The sequence below is a fragment of the Kribbella sp. NBC_00359 genome (assembly GCF_036097425.1).
In the GTDB taxonomy this organism is placed as follows: Bacteria; Actinomycetota; Actinomycetes; order Propionibacteriales; family Kribbellaceae; genus Kribbella.
In genome coordinates, this window is sequence record NZ_CP107975.1 from 6111090 (window position 1) to 6130922 (window position 19833).

At 68.6% G+C, this 19833-nt stretch carries 20 protein-coding genes; 15 read left to right on the plus strand and 5 right to left on the minus strand.

Annotated features, from left to right (window positions below; genetic code table 11):
• Positions 1-54 precede the first annotated feature (54 nt).
• The 3 genes from OG876_RS29905 to OG876_RS29915 are packed head-to-tail and all read right to left on the minus strand — an operon-like array spanning position 55 to position 1987.
• Positions 55-393, minus strand: coding sequence for a putative peptidoglycan binding domain-containing protein (locus OG876_RS29905; protein WP_328519989.1), 339 nt, complete (start codon positions 391-393; stop codon positions 55-57).
• The gene (locus OG876_RS29910) at positions 302-1276 is read right to left on the minus strand and encodes an IS481 family transposase (protein ID WP_328519990.1); all 975 of its coding nucleotides are present in this window, start codon (positions 1274-1276) and stop codon (positions 302-304) included. Before OG876_RS29910 ends, OG876_RS29905 begins: the two co-directional genes overlap by 92 nt.
• Positions 1277-1336: 60 nt before the next feature.
• Entirely contained in the window at positions 1337-1987 is a 651-nt protein-coding gene (locus OG876_RS29915) for a DUF1028 domain-containing protein (RefSeq protein ID WP_328519991.1), read from the minus strand.
• Between the two features lie 115 nt (positions 1988-2102).
• Here OG876_RS29915 and OG876_RS29920 point away from each other — a divergent pair, with 115 nt between their 5' ends.
• From OG876_RS29920 to OG876_RS29930, 3 genes are all read left to right on the plus strand, one after another.
• A complete protein-coding gene (locus tag OG876_RS29920) occupies positions 2103-2720 on the plus strand; it encodes an aminoglycoside phosphotransferase family protein (protein ID WP_328519992.1) in 618 nt (205 codons plus the stop codon).
• Positions 2713-2898: a hypothetical protein gene (locus OG876_RS29925; RefSeq protein ID WP_328519993.1), complete on the plus strand. Its 186-nt coding sequence runs from the start codon at positions 2713-2715 to the stop codon at positions 2896-2898. The genes OG876_RS29920 and OG876_RS29925 overlap by 8 nt, the downstream gene beginning before the upstream one ends.
• A gap of 120 nt (positions 2899-3018) precedes the next feature.
• Positions 3019-5037, plus strand: coding sequence for a GxGYxYP domain-containing protein (locus tag OG876_RS29930; RefSeq protein ID WP_328519994.1), 2019 nt, complete (start codon positions 3019-3021; stop codon positions 5035-5037).
• A gap of 52 nt (positions 5038-5089) precedes the next feature.
• On the opposite strand, the gene OG876_RS29935 is transcribed toward OG876_RS29930, so the two are convergent.
• Positions 5090-5692 carry an AMIN-like domain-containing (lipo)protein gene (locus OG876_RS29935; RefSeq protein WP_328519995.1) on the minus strand — a complete coding sequence of 201 codons (603 nt, stop codon included), beginning with the start codon at positions 5690-5692 and terminating at the stop codon, positions 5090-5092.
• A 106-nt stretch (positions 5693-5798) separates the two neighbouring features.
• Here OG876_RS29935 and OG876_RS29940 point away from each other — a divergent pair, with 106 nt between their 5' ends.
• The 5 genes from OG876_RS29940 to OG876_RS29960 all read left to right on the plus strand — a co-directional run bounded on the left by OG876_RS29940 (position 5799) and on the right by OG876_RS29960 (position 11603).
• Positions 5799-6596, plus strand: a complete 798-nt coding sequence (locus OG876_RS29940; protein ID WP_328519996.1) for a GNAT family N-acetyltransferase — start codon at positions 5799-5801, stop codon at positions 6594-6596.
• Between the two features lie 44 nt (positions 6597-6640).
• Positions 6641-9154 carry an accessory Sec system translocase SecA2 gene (gene secA2, locus OG876_RS29945; RefSeq protein ID WP_328519997.1) on the plus strand — a complete coding sequence of 838 codons (2514 nt, stop codon included), beginning with the start codon at positions 6641-6643 and terminating at the stop codon, positions 9152-9154.
• Between the two features lie 76 nt (positions 9155-9230).
• Positions 9231-9878, plus strand: a complete 648-nt coding sequence (locus tag OG876_RS29950) for a VC0807 family protein (protein WP_328519998.1) — start codon at positions 9231-9233, stop codon at positions 9876-9878.
• 52 nt (positions 9879-9930) lie between these two features.
• The gene (locus OG876_RS29955; RefSeq protein WP_328519999.1) at positions 9931-11298 is read left to right on the plus strand and encodes a replication-associated recombination protein A; all 1368 of its coding nucleotides are present in this window, start codon (positions 9931-9933) and stop codon (positions 11296-11298) included.
• Entirely contained in the window at positions 11295-11603 is a 309-nt protein-coding gene (locus OG876_RS29960) for a nuclear transport factor 2 family protein (RefSeq protein ID WP_328520000.1), read from the plus strand. The genes OG876_RS29955 and OG876_RS29960 overlap by 4 nt, the downstream gene beginning before the upstream one ends.
• Positions 11604-11647: 44 nt before the next feature.
• Here the strand turns inward: OG876_RS29960 and OG876_RS29965 are convergent, their stop codons facing one another.
• Positions 11648-12283: a hypothetical protein gene (locus OG876_RS29965; RefSeq protein ID WP_328520001.1), complete on the minus strand. Its 636-nt coding sequence runs from the start codon at positions 12281-12283 to the stop codon at positions 11648-11650.
• A gap of 137 nt (positions 12284-12420) precedes the next feature.
• Between OG876_RS29965 and OG876_RS29970 the strand changes: the two genes are divergently transcribed.
• From OG876_RS29970 to OG876_RS30000, 7 genes are read left to right on the plus strand one after another with little or no spacing between them, the layout of a single operon-like run.
• Positions 12421-12831: a DUF948 domain-containing protein gene (locus tag OG876_RS29970; RefSeq protein ID WP_328520002.1), complete on the plus strand. Its 411-nt coding sequence runs from the start codon at positions 12421-12423 to the stop codon at positions 12829-12831.
• Complete coding sequence (locus OG876_RS29975) at positions 12828-13100, plus strand: DUF6167 family protein (protein ID WP_328520003.1); 273 nt, start codon at positions 12828-12830, stop codon at positions 13098-13100. The genes OG876_RS29970 and OG876_RS29975 overlap by 4 nt, the downstream gene beginning before the upstream one ends.
• Positions 13101-13105: 5 nt before the next feature.
• The gene (gene alaS, locus OG876_RS29980; protein WP_328520004.1) at positions 13106-15775 is read left to right on the plus strand and encodes an alanine--tRNA ligase; all 2670 of its coding nucleotides are present in this window, start codon (positions 13106-13108) and stop codon (positions 15773-15775) included.
• Positions 15775-16233, plus strand: coding sequence for a Holliday junction resolvase RuvX (ruvX, locus tag OG876_RS29985; protein WP_328520005.1), 459 nt, complete (start codon positions 15775-15777; stop codon positions 16231-16233). The genes alaS and ruvX overlap by 1 nt, the downstream gene beginning before the upstream one ends.
• Positions 16234-16244: 11 nt before the next feature.
• Complete coding sequence (gene mltG, locus OG876_RS29990; protein WP_328520006.1) at positions 16245-17426, plus strand: endolytic transglycosylase MltG; 1182 nt, start codon at positions 16245-16247, stop codon at positions 17424-17426.
• The gene (locus tag OG876_RS29995) at positions 17426-18250 is read left to right on the plus strand and encodes a shikimate dehydrogenase (protein ID WP_442914037.1); all 825 of its coding nucleotides are present in this window, start codon (positions 17426-17428) and stop codon (positions 18248-18250) included. Before mltG ends, OG876_RS29995 begins: the two co-directional genes overlap by 1 nt.
• A complete protein-coding gene (locus tag OG876_RS30000) occupies positions 18237-19829 on the plus strand; it encodes an FAD-dependent oxidoreductase (protein WP_328520008.1) in 1593 nt (530 codons plus the stop codon). Before OG876_RS29995 ends, OG876_RS30000 begins: the two co-directional genes overlap by 14 nt.
• The last annotated feature ends 4 nt before the right edge of the window (positions 19830-19833 follow it).

The window sequence follows — 19833 nt, forward strand, 5'->3', positions numbered from 1 at the left end:
CCCCCCGACTCATTGCCGGTGCATCCGCGCCGGCTACCGCCGGGCGCTTCGGACTCAGGCTCGGGTCTGGTGGCGGAGTTGGGTCAGGATCACTGGGTCCAGCTTGCCGGGGACCAGGCGTTCTTCGAAGTTCTCGGTGCCGGCCCAGGTGTCTAGCGCCTCGGTGAGGCTGGTGGCGGTGGGATAGCCGAGGGATTCCAGTCTGGTGGCTACCTCGGTGGCCAGGTCTCCTTCCAGTGGCAGCAGGGCGGCTGGGTCGGGCTTGCCGAAGTACAGGTCGTGGAGGTCTAGCTGTACTCGGTCATGAGGTTGGTGGCAGCCGGGTGATGGGTGGTTGGCCTCCGAGTGCGCTGTGGCGGCGTTGATTGTTGTAGTGGTCGAGCCAGGGTGCAAGGGCTGCTGTTCGGGCGGTGTTGGTGAGGTAGGGCCGGCGGTAGGCCCACTCGGTGGCGAGGGTGCGGTTGTAGCGCTCGACCTTGCCGTTTTGCCAAGGGCAGTGGGGTTTGATGAACAGGTGTTTGGCGCCGAGGACGGTGACGGCGTCGCGCATGTCGTTGGAGCGTTTGTAGCTCATGTGGTTGTCGGTGATGACGCGCTCGATCACCGCGATGCCGGCCTGGGTGAACGCCTGCGCGGCGCGGAGCAGGAACGCCGCGCAGGTGGCGCCTTTCTCGTCGGGTAACACTTCGGAGTAGGCGAACCGGGAGTGGTCGTCGACCAGTGAGTGGATGTAGTCGTAGCCGATCTTGGCCCGCTTCTGTTGCGCGGTCTGTCCGTGCTCTCGGCCCTTGGCCTTCCAGCCACCACCGTCGTGGATCCGGCCCAGCTTCTTCACGTCCATGTGCACCAGCTCGCCCGGACGGTCCCGCTCGTACCTCACCGCGGTGGTCTTGGACGCCCGAATGACCTCCCCGGTCATCGGGTCACACTCGCGCAAGTACGCCACCCGGTGGCGGCGCAGGATCCGCGCCACCGTCCGTGGCGCCACACCGAGCTCCGGCCCGATCCAGTCCTGCCCACGCCGCGCCGTACGACGCAACTCCACCACCTGCTGCTCCACCCCGGCACCGGTCCGCCGCGGCGACGTGTGCGGCCGCGACGACCGGCCCCGCAACCCCGCCTCACCCTCGGCAGCGAACCGCTCGATCCAAGTCTTCACACACTTACGCGACACCCCCATCGCCGCCGCGATATGCGCCTGCCTCCAGCCAGCCCGATACCGCTCAACAATCAACCGCCGACCATGAACAGTCAGCCGCGCACTACCGTGGGACACGAGAACCTCCGGTTGCTGCAGTGGGCCCTAGACAAGCCACACCCCAACCGGAGGTTCTCCTCACGTCAACCCCAAACCACCGCCACCAACCTCATGACCGAGTACATCTAGCAGGCGGCCGAGTTCGTCAATGGGTGCTGGGTGATCGTCGGCGCGTAGGTCGATGGCGGTGTCGAGCACGCCGCCGTACGCTGCCCCTTCGCGCCACACGCGTAGCGCCGCACTCTGGCGGCCGCGGCGGTCTCCACCGGCGTGGTCACCGGCTGCTAGCGCCGACAGCAGCCGTCGCTCGAACGCCTCACCGACAGAGGCCTTCCAGGCGTCCGCCATGGCAGCCACCACGGGCGGACCGGCCAAGATGTTGCCCTGGATCGCATACCCGTCACCGGCCTGGCCTCCCGCCCAGTCCAGGCTTGATCCGCCCGTGAAGGTAGCGCCCTGCCCCTGGGCGTCGACGATGCCAACCTGCCGGTGCTCGCGCTCGTCGTCGGCGTTCGTCAGTTTCGCCACCACCTGATCAGCCGGGAGGCCGTCGGCCAGCAGATCGAGGCCGCTTGGCCCGTACGAGAGGTTCGCCGCGGCCTGGGTGGCGACAGCGCCGGCGCCGGCCCGTCCCCAAGGCACCACGGCGCCGACGGCCAGGAACTTCGACGCGACCGCGATACCCCAGGAGCCGGAGTCCGGATCAAACGCCACGATCGAGAAGGTCATCGCACTCTCCAGTCAGTTGGACCGAACACATATTGCCTGGCACCAGTCGCTTGCCGGCTCGTAGTCTGCGGTGCCGCCGCCTGGTGTGCACAGGTGGGGGAGGAAGGAAGCCGACATGACTGGCGCGACGTCAGCCAACCTGATCCCGCTGTCGCTGGCTGACAGGATCCGCGCCCATCACTCGGCCGGCGCAGCTTGGCTGCAGGAGTTGCCTGACTTGATAGCGAGCTGCGTCAGTCGATGGGAGCTCACGGTGCTTCCCGCCTTCGAACCGGGAGGGGATTCAAGCTGGACCGCGCCGGTCAAGCGAAGTACGGGTGATCCGGCAGTGCTCCAGATCACCGTGCCGATGCCGGTCCGTCATGATCACCTCACCGCACTGCAGGCATGGGCAGGTCGAGGCGCCGTGAAGGTGTTCGCGCACGACGCGGCGATCCGGGCAACGTTGATGGAGTTGTGCTTGCCTGGCACGGATGCCGCCGACCTGTCTCCAGCTGAGGCCGATGACATCGCGGTCGACGTCTTGCCGCAGCTCTGGGCGGCCGAAGTCCCCGGTTCGACGGAGTCCCTGGCCGACAACGCTGCCGAACGAGCGCAGCTGATGCATGCACGTGCCGACCAGTTCAGCGACGTTGTCGACCCTGGACCGTTTCGTGAGGCGGCCGAACCCGGCCTCGATGGCCGGCGACCCGTCGTTCGATGTCGCGCGGTTCCTGATGAACGAAATGAGTGATGCCGCCACCGCACTGCGAGCTGATGCGATGGCGGACCGGCTCGGGCTGGACCGAGACCGGACCAGAGCCTGGCTATTCGCCCTGGCCACCCAGGCGGCTTCCTGGTTCCTGTCCACCGGAGACAAGCCGACCCACGACGCCTACCACCACGTCACCTCGACGCTGTTGCGCGCTTGAGCACACCTTGCCTCGGAAACGATTCCAGGTTTGGGTGACGAGCTATGTACACACCGTCGTGGGGTTGCTACTGTCCCGCCCAGATTTGACATCGATGTCAGCGACAGGGGAGTGGTCACGATGGTTTCGAGACGAGCGTTCCTGGCGGGCAGCGGTGCGGTGACCGCGGGTGGACTCGGGTTGGTCCCGGGGCTCGCAAGCGACGCACAGGCTGCGGTTTCATCGACGTCCGGCAGTCCCGCCCGGCTGCTGCCGGCCTTCAGCCGCCCGAAGCACCTGGACTACGGCGATGTGAGCAAACTCAGCGGTGGAGACCAGACACTGCTGACAACGTTGCAAGGCATCGTCAACCGGACCGAGCCAGAGCTGTACTTCATCTACGACACAGGCACCGAGAGCGTTCCGGACGCCAGGTGGCTGTCCGACATGCACCTGCCGAAGAAGCTGTACGCGAACCCGCTCGACCTGGTCGCGAAGTATCGCAACCGGGTTCGTGGCGCGATCGTGCACGACCCGGCGGTCCCGGACTCGATCAACGTGGCGACCACGCTGGCCGGTCTCGAGAACGCGGTGGTCGCCGACGCCGACCAGGCCAAGGCGCACGGTCTGCGGATCGTGAAGGACCTGCGCGGGATGTTCGACGACGACCGGGTCAAGACGTACCGGTGGCAGCTGGACAACCTGTTCCCGAAGGTCACGCACAAGTGGCTGGCCGGCCTGCCGCCGACCCGGGTGGTCGACGTGGAGGGTGTGGTCTGGCAGGAGATCGCCCGCGAGACCCGGCAGATCCGGGACTCGTCGAACCGCGGCACCTACAACCTGGACGTCTCCAGCAAGCTGGGTAAGGAGACCGTGTACGTCCGGTTCGCGGACTCGTTCACCGATGACGGCTGGGGAGCGTCGGTGATCCACGTGTCGGTGAAGGCCAACGGCACCGAGATCGCCCGGTTCGAGCCGAACACACCGGAAGAGGCGCCGTACCTGTTCGACGGCTCACACTCGTCGATCGGCGGCGAGGCAAACCGCTTCGCCGACGGCGGCAACTACTGGATCTACGCCTTCAACCCACCCGCGGGTACGACGTCCCTGGTCGTGACCGTGGAGATGTGGAACCAGTACCTGGTGTCGGCCACCGACACCTCGCCCACGCGGATCGAACCGTTCCCGTACTTCCGCGACTACGTGGTGGCCACCAAGGCCCTGGTGAGCTGGCTGCCGCCGGGAGGTGCGACGGGCGACCTGCTGATCGAGCACTTCGCCAAGTGGCCGACCCTGGCGCCGTACATGGGCTGGTTCGCGAACGATGTCTCCGGTGAATGGGACGGCGTCGACCTCGCCTCGAAGGGCGGTTCGCCGGTCGTCGCGGCCGACTTCTACATGAACGGCACCGTGCACGCCGGGTACACCGCGCCGATATCGGACAAGGTCCGGCCGGTCCGGCGGATCAGCAAGCCCGAGAACAAGGTCTACCTGACCCTGACCTTCGGCGAGGGCGACAACATCCAGTACTGCCAGCGCCGGCTGCGCGAGATCTGGGACGACCCGAAGCGCGGTCAGGTGCCGACGAACTGGACGATCAGCCCGCTGCTCGCCGAGGCGGGTCCCGGGCTGTACAGCTACTACCAGCGGACCGCGACCTCCAACGATCTCCTGGTCTGCGGTCCGTCCGGTGGTGGCTACACGTACCCCGCGTCGTGGCAGTCCGCCGAGTTGACGGAGTACCTGAAGATGACCGGCTCGTTCATGCGGCGCACCGGTCTCGACGTGGTCTACGCGTACAGCGGTCGCCAGGACAGCACATGGGTCGAGCTCTCCGAGGAGATCGCCGGCGGCTACGCGACGTACACACCGACCAAGGGGATCATGCAGACCTGGGACGGCGACCCACTGACGGTTCGCCACGGTGGTGTGCCGATCACCGGTGGTTGGGGTGCACCCGGTAGAGCAGCCGAGTTCAAGGCCGCGCTGGACCAGCGGATCGCGAACTGGGACGGTGCGAGCCCGCTGTTCGTGTCGGGTCTGATCGGTGCGTGGTCATGGAGCGCGTCCGACATGGCCGAACTCGGGCCACTGCTCACCGATCCCTACGAAGTGGTTCTCGCCAACACCTTCTACGACCTGCTGAACCGCGTGCTGTAGCAGACGAAAGCGGTCGCCCGGTGGGGGAACCGGGCGACCGCGGGGTGAGGGCTTACCAGTGGTGCGCGACGTCGATCACGAGGCGGGTGTTCGATCCCGGCCCCGCGAGCGTGTAGACGCGGAACGGGAGTCGGGCGCGGACGCCGACGCCGATCGTGGTCTGCCCCTCGAAGCTGCCGGCGGAGGCAAGCTGGCGGAGCGTCGTGTAGCCGGCCACGTTGGTCAGCTCACGATCGTTCTTCGGCAGGTACGTCGCCTTTCCGTTGTCGTCGTACGCCGGGGCGCGTACGACGATCTGCAGCTTCGCGCCACCGCGGAGCGGGACGAGGAAGCCTGCGCCGTCGGTGTAGACGTTCTTGACGTAGCGGACGTCGTAACCGGCTGCTCGGCCGCGCACGTCGACGACGATCCTGTCGAAGCACGCATGCCGTCCGGTGCGGACGTTCGTGACCGGCGCCGGCGTCATCCGGCTGTTTGCCTCGGGCAACGATCCCCAGCCGCTCGGGCAGGAGGCGGCGGCGACCGTGGCGGTCGAGGCGGTACGCGGTGCGGTGGATGATCCGGTGAGGGCCGGCGCGGCGAACGCGGCGGCCGGGACGGCCATCACCGCGAGTGCGGCGAGGATCGTCTTGGGTGTGATGTGGTGGATGTTCATGATGGTGTTCCCCCTTGTATGGACAATTACTTGGACGACACCAGTTGCCAACTGGTTTACTTTCGAGCCTGGTGATTTCTGGTAGTCGATCGGGCACGATGTGCGGATGACGCCTGACGAGTTGCTCGAGGTGTTCCACCGCCGGATCCGGCTGCCGGACGCCGACGCCATCCCCGGCTGGAAGCAGGAGCACGACGGCCTGGTGCATCGCTCGTACGACGACGGTCCTGACGGAGCCGGGTTCGTCGAGACGCCGCGTGGTCTGGGCGACGACCCGGACGCGGTGATCGCGGACCAGGTGGCGTTCTTCCGTGACCGTGGCCTGCCGTTCGAGTGGAAGACGTACGCGTACGACGAGCCGGCCGACCTCGGCGAGCGCCTGGTCCGGGCCGGATTCAGCCGGGAGGAGCCGGAGACGCTGATTCTCGGCGAGGTCGACCGGATTCTGGAGCGGCCGTCGGCGCTGCCGTCGAAGGTGCGGCTGCGGGAGGTCGAGGGACCGGAGGACTTCCACCGGATCGGCGTACTCACCGACACGTTGTGGCACAACGGGGTGGATCGGATCGTGGAGCGGCTGGCGGCCGAGGCGCGGATGTTCCCCGACCGGTTGTCCGTGTTCCTGGTCGAAGACGTGCTGAAGGGGCCGGACGGGCCGGCGGTGTCGGCCGCGTGGGTCCGGTTCCACCCCGGGACCGGGTTCGCCAGCCTGTGGGGTGGCGGGACGTTGCCGGAGTGGCGGCGACAGGGGTTGTACAGCGCGCTGTTGGTGCACCGGGCCCGGCTGGCGAAGGAGCGTGGATACCAGTTCCTTCGGGTGGACGCGTCCGAGGACTCCCGCCCCATCCTGCAGAAGCTGGGTCTGTACGGTGTCACGATCACCACGCCGTACGAGTGGACACCGTGACCTGACGCGCGGAACGACGGTCCGACGCTGTACGTTTCCGGATCATGGCCCTGAAAATCGCGTCTCGCTTCCGCCGGCTGCTGCAGCGCCCCGGCTCGATCGATCTCGGCCCGTACGAGCGGCTCACCCAGCTGGTCGGCGAGGCGGAGGAATCGGTCCAGCCCCTGACCGACGAGGAGCTCACCGAGGCGGTCGCGGAGCTGCGCACCACCGGCGGGCTGCACGAGGACGAGCAGATCGAGTTCCTCGCGCTGGCGCGGGAGGCGGCCCAGCGGGCGATCGGCGAGCGGGCGTTCGACGGCCAGGTCGTCGGCGCGCTGGCGATGCTGCAGGGCCGCGTGGTCGAGATGGCCACCGGTGAGGGCAAGACGCTGGCCGGCGCGTTCGCCGCCGCCGGGTACGCGGTCGGTGGCCGCAAGGTCCAGGTGCTCGCGGTGAACGATTACCTGGCCCGCCGCGACGCCGAGTGGATGGGCCCGGTGTACGAGCTGCTCGGCGTGACGGTGTCGCACATCGGTCAGGCGTCCACGCCGGAGGAACGGCGTACGGCGTACGAGGCGGATGTCTGCTACGCGCCGGTGAGCGAGATCGGGTTCGACGTACTGCGCGACCGGCTCGTCACCGATGTCGCCGACCGCGTCACGGTCGAGCCGGACGTCGCGCTCGTGGACGAGGCCGACTCGGTGCTGATCGACGAGGCTCGCGTGCCGCTGGTGCTGGCCGGTGCCACCCGGACCGAGGAACTGGACGAGGACGTGGTCCAGCTGGTCCGGACGCTGCGCGCGGGCGTGGACTACGAGATCGACGGCGACGGCCGGACGGTCGCGCTGACCGACAAGGGCACGGACAGGGTCGAGGAGACGCTCGGCGGGATCAACCTCTACGAGGACGACAACCTCGACCGGCTGACCCAGATCAACGTCGCGCTGCACGCCGAGGTGCTGCTGCGCAAGGACGTCGACTACCTGGTCCGCGACGGCAAGGTCAGCCTGATCAACAACAACCGCGGCCGGATCGCCAAGCTGCAGCGCTGGCCCGATGGTCTGCAGGCCGCCGTCGAGGCGAAAGAGGCCGTTCCGGTCAGCGACTCCGGTGAGGTGCTGGACAGCATCACCGTGCAGGCGCTGGTCAAGAGCTACAAGACCCTGTGCGGCATGACCGGTACGGCGGTGGTCGTCGGGGAGTCGCTGCAGGAGTTCTACGAGGTCGACGTGGCCGTCGTACCGCCGAACAAGCCGAACATCCGCAAGGACGACCCGGACCGGCTGTACCTGACCGCCGAGCAGAAGAACGTGGCCCTGGTCGAGCACATCGCCGAGGTGCACGAGACCGGACGGCCGATCCTGATCGGCACGCACAGCGTGGAGGAGTCCGAGCAGCTGAGCGACCGGCTCGAGGCGGCCGAGGTCACGCACGTCGTACTGAACGCGAAGAACGACGCCGAGGAGGCGGCGATCATCGCCGAGGCCGGTGTGCCGGGGACGGTGACCGTGTCGACGCAGATGGCCGGCCGCGGTACCGACATCCGGCTGGGCGGCAAGGACGAGTCGCACGACAAGGACAAGGCCATCGAGCTCGGCGGCCTCTACGTGATCGGGACCGGTCTGCACGCCTCGCGCCGGCTGGACGACCAGCTGCGTGGGCGCGCCGGGCGGCAGGGCGACCCGGGTGGGACGCTGTTCTTCGCCAGCCTCGCCGACGAGCTCGTGACGCGGTACTCCGTCTCGTCCGGTCTGCGGCCGCATCCGGACGAGAGTGGGCGGCTGACGGACCGGAAGTCGGTCGGGATGCTCGAGGGTGCCCAGCGGGTCGCCGACGGCGCGAACGCCGAGCTGCACCGGACGACGTGGCAGTACCACCGGCTGACCGGTCAGCAGCGAGCGATCCTGCTCGACACCCGGGAGAAGGTGCTGGTCGACGACCTCGCGGCCGAGGAACTGGCCGAGCGGGCCAAGGAACGGTACGACGAACTGGTCGACGAGGTCGGCGAGGACGTTGTGAAGGACGCGGCCCGGCGGATCGTGCTGGGTCACCTCGACCGGCGCTGGACGGACCACCTGGCGTACCTGGCGGATCTCCGCGAGGGGATTCACCTGCGGTCGCTGGCCGGCGGCATCGTGCATCTGAAGCCGATCGACGAGTTCAACAAGTCGGCGATCGCGTCGTTCGACACGCTGATCGCGGACGCATGGGCGGACGCCGTCGAGACCTTCCAGGACGCCGAGATCACCGCGGACGGGCTGGACGAGGATGCCAGCGGTATCCCGCGGCCGACCGCGACCTGGACCTATCTGGTCAACGACAACCCGTTCGGCACCGAGGCGGACCGGATCCTGGGTCGCCTCCGCAACGCGATCAAACCCGAGTCGGTGGCGGAGTCAGAGGAGATCCTCCCCGAGGAGTTCGACCAGGACGACCTCCCCGAAGAGCTCCGCGACGCGGACGACGAGGACGAGCTCCCCGAGGAGCTGCGTGACGCGGACGACGACGCGGACGAGCTGCCCGAGGAGCTGCGTGACGCCGACGAGGACGAAGAGAAGCCGGACCAGAAGGCGTAGACCTTCGACTTTGGTCTGATCGGCCGCAGCCGTCCGCCCGATGCCAGGCACCGGCCCGGCGGGCGAGTCTCGGGTCATGTCCCGCACCCGCGACCGCGTCCGGTTTCTCGTCTTCGACATAGCCACACCGCTCGCGCTGTACTACGGCCTCCGAGCCGCCGGCGCGAGCAACGTGACCGCTCTACTGGCCGGCACGGTGCCCGGTTTAATCAGTTCGGGGATCTCGATCGCGCGTCGCCGCCGTACCGATCTCCTCGGGGTGGCGGTGATCGTCACCATGCTGGGGAGCGCGGTGGTGGCGGTGCTGGGCGGGGACGCCCGGCTCCTGCTCGTCCGCAACGCCTGGATCAGCCTCCCGTTCGCCGGGATCACGCTGTGGTCCCTCAGGCATCCGCAACCGCTCTGCTACACGTTCACCCGCGCGATCTTTTCGTGGCGGGCGGCCGTGATGGACCGCCTGTGGGACGAGGATCCGCGGTTCCGGCAGGCGTGGCGGAGGATCACAGTGCTCTGGGGGATCACGTCCGTCCTGGACGCCGTGATCCGGGTCGTCGTCGCGTACACGCTGCCGATTCCCGTCGTACCTGCGATGGAGCCGGTGATCACGGTGGTCACGATCATCGCGCTGCAGATCCCCACCCAGGTGCTGCTCCGCCGCAGCGGCACCTGGCACCTGGTCTTCGCCCCGCGGGCGGCGGCACGGCGAGCAGGCGCGCAGCTGTAGCGCCGGGCTCATAGATGCGGGCGCTGTCGGTGCCGGCGGATAGGCTCGGGACGTGAGTGATGGGTTGTTCGACCTTCCGGGAGCGCCGGCGCCGGCCAGGGGCGGCGGGAGCCTGGCGGACGTGGACCATACGGCGGCTCCGCTGGCCGTGCGGATGCGGCCGCGGAGCCTTGACGAGCTCGTCGGGCAGCAGCACCTGCTCGCACCCGGGTCGCCGTTGCGGCGGCTGGTGGAGGGTGACCAGCCGATGTCGCTCCTGCTGTGGGGTCCGCCGGGGACGGGGAAGACGACGATCGCGGCGGTGGTGTCGCATCAGACCAACCGGAAGTTCGTTGAGTTGTCGGCTGTCACGGCCGGGGTGAAGGACGTCCGTCAGGTCATCGACGGCGCCCGCCGGGATCTGTCCCGCGGGACCGGCACGGTCGAGACCGTGTTGTTCATCGACGAGGTGCATCGGTTCACGAAGGCCCAGCAGGACGCGCTCCTTCCCGGCGTGGAGAACCGCTGGGTGACGCTCGTCGCGGCGACCACCGAGAACCCGTTCTTCTCGGTCATCTCGCCGCTGCTCTCGCGGAGTCTGCTGCTCACGCTGGAATCCCTGACCGACGAGGACATCTCGACGCTCCTCGACCGGGCGCTGACCGACGAGCGTGGACTGGACGGAGAGTTCGAGCTCGCCGAGGACTCGCGGGCGCATCTGCTGCGGATGGCCGGGGGAGACGCGCGGCGCGCGCTGACCTATCTGGAGGCCGCCGCCGGGGGAGCGCGGGCGAAAGGCGCCAAGGTCATCGACCTGAAGACGTTGGAGACCGCGGTCGACCGGGCCGCGGTGCGGTATGACCGAGCCGGGGATCAGCACTACGACGTCACGTCGGCGATGATCAAGTCGATCCGGGGTTCGGATGTGGACGCGGCCATGCACTACCTGGCGCGGATGATCGAGGCCGGCGAGGATCCGCGCTTCATCGCCCGCCGGCTGGTGATCTCCGCCAGCGAGGACATCGGCATGGGGGATCCGACCGCGCTCGGTGTCGCGGTGGCCGCGGCCGAGGCGGTCCAGCTGATCGGCATGCCCGAGGCGCGGATCAACCTCGCCCAGGCCGTCGTCGCGCTGGCCCTGGCGCCGAAGTCCAACGCCGTGATCATGGCCGTCGACGCCGCCATCGCGGACGTCAAGGCCGGCAAGGTCGGCCCGGTCCCACCCCACCTGCGCGACGCCCACTACGCCGGAGCCAAGAAGATCGGCCACGGCTCGTCGTACCAGTACTCCCACGACGACCCGCGCGGCATCGTCCCGCAGCAGTACGCACCGGACGTCGTCGACCGCACCGACTACTACAAGCCCACCCGTCGCGGCGGCGAAGCGGCGTACGCCGACCGCGTCGCCAACATCCGCAAGATCCTCAGGGACCGCGAGTGAGCCGGACCAGCGACCACGTCGACGCCTTCAACCACGCGGTCACCACCGGCGACTGGGAGACCTTCGCGGATCGCTTCGCCGAGGACTCCTCCATGTCCTTCGTCGGCGTCCCGGCCGGTCCCTTCCACGGCCGTACGGCGATCGCGGCGGCGTACCGGGAGAATCCGCCGGCCGAGACCATGACGCTGCTCGAGGACGGCGATCACCTCGCCCGGTTCCAGTGGTCGGGTGGTGGCACCGGGACGATGGAGCTGGCCTGGGCACCGGATGGGACCGTTCAGGCACTCGCGGTGAGCTTCGATTGAAGCGTTCGAGTAGGTAGGCTGCCTCTCGGCCTGGGGGTGAAGGGTTAGCACGTGTTGCAGTTCCACCTCGGACGACATATCCGCAGTTCCGGTCCGCGACACAGCCGCCGGCGGCTACCGGCCCTGAAGTTGGGCGCACTCGCCGCGGTCGTGGTCGCACTGGCCGCCATATTGTTCTTCGTTCCGTTCGGGTCACACGACTCGGCAACTACCCAAGCACCTCCGAGCACGACCTTGTTCAGCCCGCAGGTCGAGCGGACCTCGGGTGCGACGCGGTCGGGCAAGCGGCCGACTCTCCCGGTGGGGAAGCCGTTGCTTCCGGTCACCACCACCTGGTTCCCGTCGACCCGGCCGACGCCGACCCCCAGCGCGCCGGCCCCACCGTGGTCGGGCCCGCTCTCGGGGCCGACCCGGTCCAGCACTCCCGTCCCGCCGACCATTCGGGCGAAAACCACCCCGTCGAAACCCACCTCGACGACTCCGGCCCCCGCGAAACCGGCCCCGACGACGCCCAGCCCGACGGCGCCGAGCTCAACGACACCCAGTCCGACGACACCGAGCTCGACGACGCCCAGCCCAACTGCGCCGAGCGCGACCACACCCAACCCATCGACACCCAGCGCGACCACCCCGGCGACACCCAGTACGCCGGACCCCACTCCGACCGAACCCAGTGCCACGGAGCCGTCACCGACCGGTTGACCGGGTTTGGTGAGCGACTGTGATGTGAGGGATGGTGTCCTGGAGCGGAGTGCGGTAGTGGCGCGCGATAAGGTCGGGCGGTCCACGAGGTCGCAACGGAAGGTGGATCGTTTCCATGAGCGTCGGTGAAGTCGCGGGGTTGATAGCCGCCTGCGCGCTGCTCATTCTGGTGGGCTTGCTGGCCTATCCGATCCTGAAGCTGGGCAAGGTCTTCGACGAGACCCGCATCCTGGTGAAGGGCGTCTCCGACGAGACCATCCCGTTGCTCGGCGAGGTGACCACCACCGTGACCACCACGAACGCTCAGCTGGCCAAGGTGGACACCATCACCGACAACGCGACCACGGTGACCACCAACGCGGCCGCGCTGATGTCGCTGTTCTCGGCCACCGCCGGCGGCCCGCTGGTGAAGGCGGCCGCCTTCAGCTACGGCGTCCGTCGCGCGCTCGGTGACCAGCAGCGCAAGGACGTCAGCCGACGGGTGAAGGAAGAGATGAAGGCCGAGCGGAAGGCGCGGAAGCGGTGAAGCGGATTATCTGGCTGATCATCGGGATCGCCGTCGGCGTCTACGCCGTCACCCGGCTGAAGAAGCGTGTTCAGGTGCTCACCCCGGAGAGCATGCAGGAGTCCGCGGCCAAGCTCGCCGCCGCGGTCCGGCACTTCGGCGACCAGGTCCGCGAGGGCATGGAGGAGCGGGAGACCGAACTGCGCGACTCCCTCGGCATCGACACCAACGGCGCCATGCCTTCGGCCCCACCCACAACCCACCCGGACACGCGTGAGGACTACCGGTAACACCCATGGAAACCAGTGAGATCAGGCGGCGGTTCCTGCAGTACTTCGAGGACCGGGGCCACACCGTGGTGCCGAGCGCACCGCTCCCGTCACCGGACCCGAACCTGCTGTTCAACGTCGCCGGCATGGCCCAGTTCGTGCCCTACTTCGTCGGCCAGCAGACGCCGCCGTACGCGCGGGCGACGAGCGTGCAGAAGTGTGTCCGGACCCTCGACATCGACGAGGTCGGCAAGACCACCCGGCACGGCACGTTCTTCCAGATGAACGGCAACTTCTCCTTCGGCGACTACTTCAAGGAGAAGGCGATCGAGTACGCCTGGGACCTGGTCACCCGGTCCCAGAACGACGGCGGCTACGGCTTCGACGAGTCGGTCCTCTACGCGTCGGTGTACTACGACGACGACGAGGCGATCGACCTGTGGAAGCGGATCGCCGGCCTGCCCGACGACCGGATCGTCCGGCTCGGCATGAAGGACAACTTCTGGTCGATGGGCATCCCCGGCCCGTGCGGCCCGTGCTCGGAGATCCTGATCGACCGCGGCCCGGAGTTCGGCGCCGACCGGGACTGGGAGGCGGGCGACCGCTACCTGGAGTTCTGGAACCTGGTCTTCATGCAGAACATCCGCGGTGAGGGTGGCGGCAAGGACGGCTACGAGATCCTCGGCGAGCTGCCGAAGAAGAACATCGACACCGGTCTCGGCCTCGAGCGCGTCGCGTACCTGCTGCAGGGCGTCGACAACATGTACGAGATCGACGAGATCTACCCGGTGATCGAGCGCGCGTCGGACCTGAGCGGCCGCAAGTACGGCGTGGAGCACGTGGACGACGTGCGGTTCCGGGTGGTCGCCGACCACGTCCGCAGCGCACTGATGCTGATCGGCGACGGCGTCACCCCGGGCAACGAGCAGGGCGGCTACGTGCTGCGGCGGCTGCTCCGCCGCGCGATCCGCTCGATGCGCCTGCTCGGCTACGAGGACCCGAGCCTGGTCGAGCTGCTGCCGGTCAGCCTGGAGCAGATGAAGAAGTCGTACCCCGAGCTGGAGCCCGACTTCGGCCGGATCAGCCAGGTCGCGTACGCCGAGGAGGAGGCGTTCCGCCGGACTCTGACGGCCGGGACGAGCATCTTCGACGTCGCCGTCCGCGAGACCAAGTCCGGCGGTGCGCACCAGCTCGAGGGCGCGAAGGCGTTCCAGCTGCACGACACGTACGGCTTCCCGATCGACCTGACCATCGAGATGGCCGCCGAGCAGGGCCTGCAGGTGGACACCGAGGGCTTCAAGGCCCTGATGAAGGAGCAGCGCGAGCGGGCCAAGGCCGACGCCCGGGCGAAGAAGGCCGGTCACGCGGACACCTCGGGTTACCGGGAGCTGCGGGAGAAGGGCGTCACCGAGTTCACCGGCTACCAGGAGCTGGCGACCGACTCGCAGGTCCGTGGCCTGCTGAAGGAAGGCGTGGTCGCGCCGGCCGCCGAGCAGGGCGAGACCGTCGAGGTCGTGCTGGAGAAGACCCCGTTCTACGCCGAGTCCGGTGGCCAGATCGCCGACGAGGGCCTGATCGTTGCCGACGGCGTCAAGCTGAAGGTGCTCGACGTCCAGCGCCCGGTCAAGGGCCTGATCGTGCACAAGGTCGAGGTGCTCGAGGGTGTCCTGCAGCCGGGCCAGGACGTGCACGCCGAGGTCAACCACGAGTGGCGGGTCTCGGCCTGTCAGGCGCACTCCGGCACGCACGTCGTGCACGCTGCGCTGCGCCAGGTGCTCGGCCCGAACGCGCTGCAGAGCGGTTCGTACAACAAGCCCGGCTACCTGCGGCTCGACTTCGCTTGGTCGTCGGCGCTGGATCAGGCGACCCGCTCTGAGATCGAAGAGGTCGCGAACCTCGCCGTCCGGAAGGACCTGCCGGTCTCGGCGCAGTACATGACGCTGCCGGAGGCCCGGGACTGGGGTGCGCTGGCGCTGTTCGGCGAGACGTACGACGAGCAGGTCCGCGTGGTCGAGATCGGTGGCCCGTGGTCCCGCGAGCTCTGCGGTGGCACGCACGTGAAGCACTCGTCCCAGGTCGGCGCACTGACCGTCACTGGCGAATCGTCGGTCGGAGCGGGCGTCCGCCGGATCGAGGCGTTCGTCGGCCTGGAGGCGCTGCACTACCTCGGCCGCGAGCGGGCGCTGGTCCGGCTGCTCAGCGAGAACCTGAAGACCCGGCCGGAGGAGCTGCCCGCGAAGGTCGCCGACCTGAGTGAGCGGCTACGCGCGGCCGAGAAGGAGCTCGAGCGGATGCGGGCCTCGCAGGTCCTCGCGGCCGCGGCCGAGCTGGCGAGCAACCCGCGAGACGTCTTCGGCGTCCAGTACGTCGGTCACCGCGCCCCCGACGGGGTGAACGGCGGGGACCTGCGCAAGCTGGCCCTCGACGTGCGCGGCCGGATGCCGAGCGACAAGCCGGCCGTGGTCGCTGTACTCAGCGTGAACGACGGCAAGCCCGGTGTGGTGGTCGCGCTCAACGACACCGCGCGCGAGTGGCGGCTGAAGGCCGGCGACCTGGTCCGGGTCGCGGCCGAGAAGCTGGGCGGTCGCGGCGGCGGCAAGGACGACGTGGCCCAGGGTGGTGGCACCGATCCCGGTGGCTCCGACGAGGCACTGGCCGCGGTGGAACACACCGTCGGCCAACTCGTCACTGGCTGATGAGACGGGGCGTGCGGCTCGCGCTGGACATCGGCGATGCCAGGATCGGCGTTGCGAGCAGCGATCCGCACGGAATCCTGGCCACCCCGGTGGAGACTGTCCACAGAGGGCCTGGTGATCTGGATAGGATCGCGGCACTCGCTGCTGAACTGGAGGCGGTCGAGATCGTGGTCGGGCTGCCCCGCTCCCTGTCCGGGGGCGAGGGGCCGGCGGCGGTGAAGATCCGGGAGACGGCGGAGCTGGTGCGGGCGAAGGTGCAGGCGGGCAACGCGGACACGGCGGTGCGGCTGGTGGACGAGCGGTTCACCACGGTCACTGCCGAACGCATGCTGCGGGAACGGGGAAAGAAGGGTTCCAAGCGGCGCGCGGTGGTCGACCAGGCCGCCGCGGTCGTGATTCTGCAACACGCGCTCGACCTCGAGCGTGAGACCGGCAACCCACCCGGGAGGCCTCTGTGAACGGACCATCGTTGGACGAAGAGCTGAGCGAGAGCGACGACCTCGGCTCCGGGCTCGGGTTACGCCCGGAGACCCGGGTCGAGCGCCGGGCGAACCGGCGCAAGGCCCGCGGCCGGCGCGCGTTCGGCTGCTTCGCCGGCCTGATCTCGCTGCTGGTGGTCGGCGCCCTGATCGCGGGCGCGGTGATCGGGTTCGGCAAGGGCAAGGACGCGATCGAGCAGATGTTCGCCGCGCCGGACTACTCCGGCACCGGCAGCAAGGAGACGGTGGTCGTCGAGATCGCCAAGGGTCAGGCGGCCGCCTCGATCGCGGACACGCTGGAGAAGAAGGGCGTGGTGAAGAGCGCCCGCGCGTTCGAGAAGGTGGCCAAGGCCGACTCGCGCTCGCTTCAGATCCAGGCCGGCACCTATACGCTGCACAAGCAGATGTCCGCCAAGGCCGCGCTCGACCTGATGCTGGACACCGCCAAGTCGATCCTGATCGCCCGGATCAGTTTCCGGTCCGGCCTGACCAAGGCCGAGGTCAGCGAGACCTTACAGAAGTCGAAGCTGAAGCTGCCGCCAGGCGCCGCAGCGGGCGCGCTGGCGAAGCCCGCCGCGCTCGGGTTGCCGGCGTACGCGCACAACAACGCCGAGGGCTTCCTGTACCCGGGGACGTACGACGTGCCGAAGGGTGCGACGGCGTACACGATGCTGAAGCTGATGACGGCGCAGTACGCGAAGAACGCGGCCGAGCTCGACCTGGTGAAGACCGCGCAGCGCAAGAAGCTGGACCCGTACCAGGCGGTGATCGTCGCCAGCATCATCGGCGCCGAGACGAACCGCCCGCAGGACTACGCCAAGGTCGCCCGGGTGATCTACAACCGGCTCCGGGTCGGGATGAAGCTCCAGATGGACTCGACCATCCACTACGTCGTCGGCAAGGACGGCGGGGTGTTCACGACGCCCGAGCAGCGCGAGATGGACTCGCAGTACAACACCTACAAGAACAAGGGCCTCCCGCCGACGCCGATCAACTCGCCGACCAAGGAGACCCTGCGGGCGGCCATCAACCCGGCGCAGGGGACGTGGCTCTACTTCACGCTGATCAACCTCGACACCGGTGAGACGGCGTTTGCGAGCACACCGGAAGAGCACATGCAGAACGTGAAGAAGCTGCAGACCTGGTGCGCGGGCCATAAGGGCCGCTGCTAATGACCCGTTGCGCCGTGCTCGGGTCGCCGATTGCGCACTCGTTGTCTCCGGCGATGCACCGGGCCGCGTATGCCGCGCTCGGTCTGGACTGGCAGTACGACGCGTTCGAGGTCGAGGAGGACGAGCTCCGCGGCTTCGTGGCGACCCTCGGCGAGGACGTCCGCGGGTTGTCGCTGACCATGCCGTTGAAGCGGGTGGCGCTCGACCTGGTCGACACCGTCGATCCGGTCGCGGAGCTGATCGGCGCGGCGAACACGATGCTGTTCGAGCCGGACGGATCACGGTCCGCGCACAACACCGACGTACCGGGGCTGGTGAACGCATTCGCCGAGCACGGCATCACCGCGGCCGATACGGCCGTCGTGCTCGGTGGCGGTGCGACCGCCGCGTCCACGTTGGCGGCGTTGCGCGCGATGATGGTCACAGAGGTGACTGTCGTCGTGCGGGACGTCGCCAAGGCCGAGCGGCTGCGGGACCTGGCGGCAGAGCTCGGGCTGCGGACCTCGGTCGCGGACTTCACCCAGGTCGAGCAGATCGGTGGGTTCGATCTGTGCGTTTCGACGCTGCCCGGCGGCGCCGTCGACCCGTGGGCCGAGCACTTCGCAGGCGTCGCGCCGGTGGTGTTCGACGTCGCCTACCACCCGTGGCCGACCCGGCTCGCGATCGCGGCCCACCGGATCGGTACCGAGCTGTTGAACGGTCTTGACCTGCTCGTGCATCAAGCTACGCTCCAAGTGGGGATGATGACCGGAAAGTCGCCCGCACCTCTGGCGGCCATGAGGGCAGCCGCTCGTGAGGAGCTCGGGGATCGTGAGTCACCTTGACCGCCGTACTCTGCTGAGAGCCGGCGGTGCTGTCGCCGTTGTCTCGTTGGCCGGTTGCTCGGACACGAACGATCCGGACGCGACGGTCGATCCGACGACGAGCAGTGCGAGTGCGTCCAGTACGCCGACGACGTCCGCGCCGTCCGCGACCCGGACAACGCCATCGTCGACGCCGACGGAGTCCATCACCCCGTCCGATCCAGCCGAGACCCCACCGAGTGGGTCCGCGGCAGTGCCGAACTGGAACAGCTTCGCCCGCTCGCTGAAGGGCCGGCTCTACCTGCCCGCGTCCGCCGGCTACGCGGCCTCACACCAGCTCTTCAACCCCCGCTGGGACTCGGTCCAGCCCGCCGCCGTGGTGAAGGCCGCGACCACCGCGGATGTGCAGCGAGCGATTGAGTTCGCCCGCGGGAACAAGCTGGTGCTGGTGCCGAAGAGCGGCGGTCACTCGTACGTCGGCGCATCCACGATCAGCAAGGGCATGATGGTCGACGTCGGCGCGCTCGACTCGATGAGCTACTCGAACGGCGTCCTGACCGTCGGCGCTGGCGCCCGCCTGTACGACGTCCACGTTTTCCTCAACAAGTACGGGCGTTCGCTGCCGACGGGCACCTGCCCGACCGTCGGTGTCGCCGGACTCGCCCTGGGTGGCGGCGAGGGCATCCACACCCGCGCCTTCGGACTGACCTGCGACCGGATCCTCTCGATGGGCGTGTACACCGCGGACGGCGCATCGCACAATGTCAGTGCGTCCGCGGATTCGGACCTCTTCTGGGCGCTCCGAGGGAGCGGCGGCGGGAACCTGGGCGTCGTCACCTCGTTCCGGTTCGCGACGATTCCGGCGGCGAACATCGGGTTCTTCCGCCTGACGTGGACCGAGGCGCAGGCGCCGGCCGTCGTCCGTGGCTGGCAGCGGTTCGCGCAGTCCGCGCCGATCACCTCCTGGGGCAACCTGCACATCGATGCCAACAGCAACGGAACGCTCTCGGTCCACGTGCTCGGCATCTCCACCACCGGCAACGCGTCGGCGGCGGCCGCCCAACTGCAGTCGTTCGTCGGGGTCAGGGCCGCCAGCAGTTCGATCACCGTCAAGACGTCGATGGAGGCGGTCGTGTACCTCGGCGGCGGCACGACCAGCCCGCGGACCGGGTTCCTGGCCGGTTCCGACGTGCTCAAAGGCCCGATGGATGCGGCCACGATCACCGCGATGATCGGCGCCGTGAAGGCGGCGGCGCGAGCCAGGACCCCTGCGTCGGCGATCATCGACCCGCTCGGCGGGCAGGCGGCCAAGCAGCCGACCGGCGGCTCGTCCTGGCCGTGGCGGACGGCGCTCGGCGTGATCCAGTGGTACGCCGGCACGGTCGCGCACCCGACCACCGCGCAGCTCAAACCCGCGCAGACCTTCATCACCAACGGGCACCGCGCGGTCGCGAAGTACTCGGCCGGCGGATACGTGAACTATCTCGAGGCCGGTCGCTCCGTCAGCACCTACTACGGCACGAGCCTGGCCCGGCTGCAGACGGTCAAGAAGAAGTACGACCCGACCGGCTTCTTCCACACCGCTTACACCCTGACCTAGATAG

What these genes read in the sequence shown, in the direction of transcription:
- OG876_RS29915 (WP_328519991.1), bottom strand. Translation starts at nt 1,987, where the DNA reads ATGACCTTCTCGATCGTGGCGTTTGATCCGGACTCCGGCTCCTGGGGT.
- OG876_RS29920 (WP_328519992.1), top strand. Translation starts at nt 2,103, where the DNA reads ATGACTGGCGCGACGTCAGCCAACCTGATCCCGCTGTCGCTGGCTGAC.
- OG876_RS29925 (WP_328519993.1), top strand. Translation starts at nt 2,713, where the DNA reads ATGAGTGATGCCGCCACCGCACTGCGAGCTGATGCGATGGCGGACCGG.
- OG876_RS29930 (WP_328519994.1), top strand. Translation starts at nt 3,019, where the DNA reads ATGGTTTCGAGACGAGCGTTCCTGGCGGGCAGCGGTGCGGTGACCGCG.
- OG876_RS29935 (WP_328519995.1), bottom strand. Translation starts at nt 5,692, where the DNA reads ATGAACATCCACCACATCACACCCAAGACGATCCTCGCCGCACTCGCG.
- OG876_RS29940 (WP_328519996.1), top strand. Translation starts at nt 5,799, where the DNA reads ATGACGCCTGACGAGTTGCTCGAGGTGTTCCACCGCCGGATCCGGCTG.
- secA2 (WP_328519997.1), top strand. Translation starts at nt 6,641, where the DNA reads ATGGCCCTGAAAATCGCGTCTCGCTTCCGCCGGCTGCTGCAGCGCCCC.
- OG876_RS29950 (WP_328519998.1), top strand. Translation starts at nt 9,231, where the DNA reads ATGTCCCGCACCCGCGACCGCGTCCGGTTTCTCGTCTTCGACATAGCC.
- OG876_RS29970 (WP_328520002.1), top strand. Translation starts at nt 12,421, where the DNA reads ATGAGCGTCGGTGAAGTCGCGGGGTTGATAGCCGCCTGCGCGCTGCTC.
- alaS (WP_328520004.1), top strand. Translation starts at nt 13,106, where the DNA reads ATGGAAACCAGTGAGATCAGGCGGCGGTTCCTGCAGTACTTCGAGGAC.
- ruvX (WP_328520005.1), top strand. Translation starts at nt 15,775, where the DNA reads ATGAGACGGGGCGTGCGGCTCGCGCTGGACATCGGCGATGCCAGGATC.
- OG876_RS29995 (WP_442914037.1), top strand. Translation starts at nt 17,426, where the DNA reads ATGACCCGTTGCGCCGTGCTCGGGTCGCCGATTGCGCACTCGTTGTCT.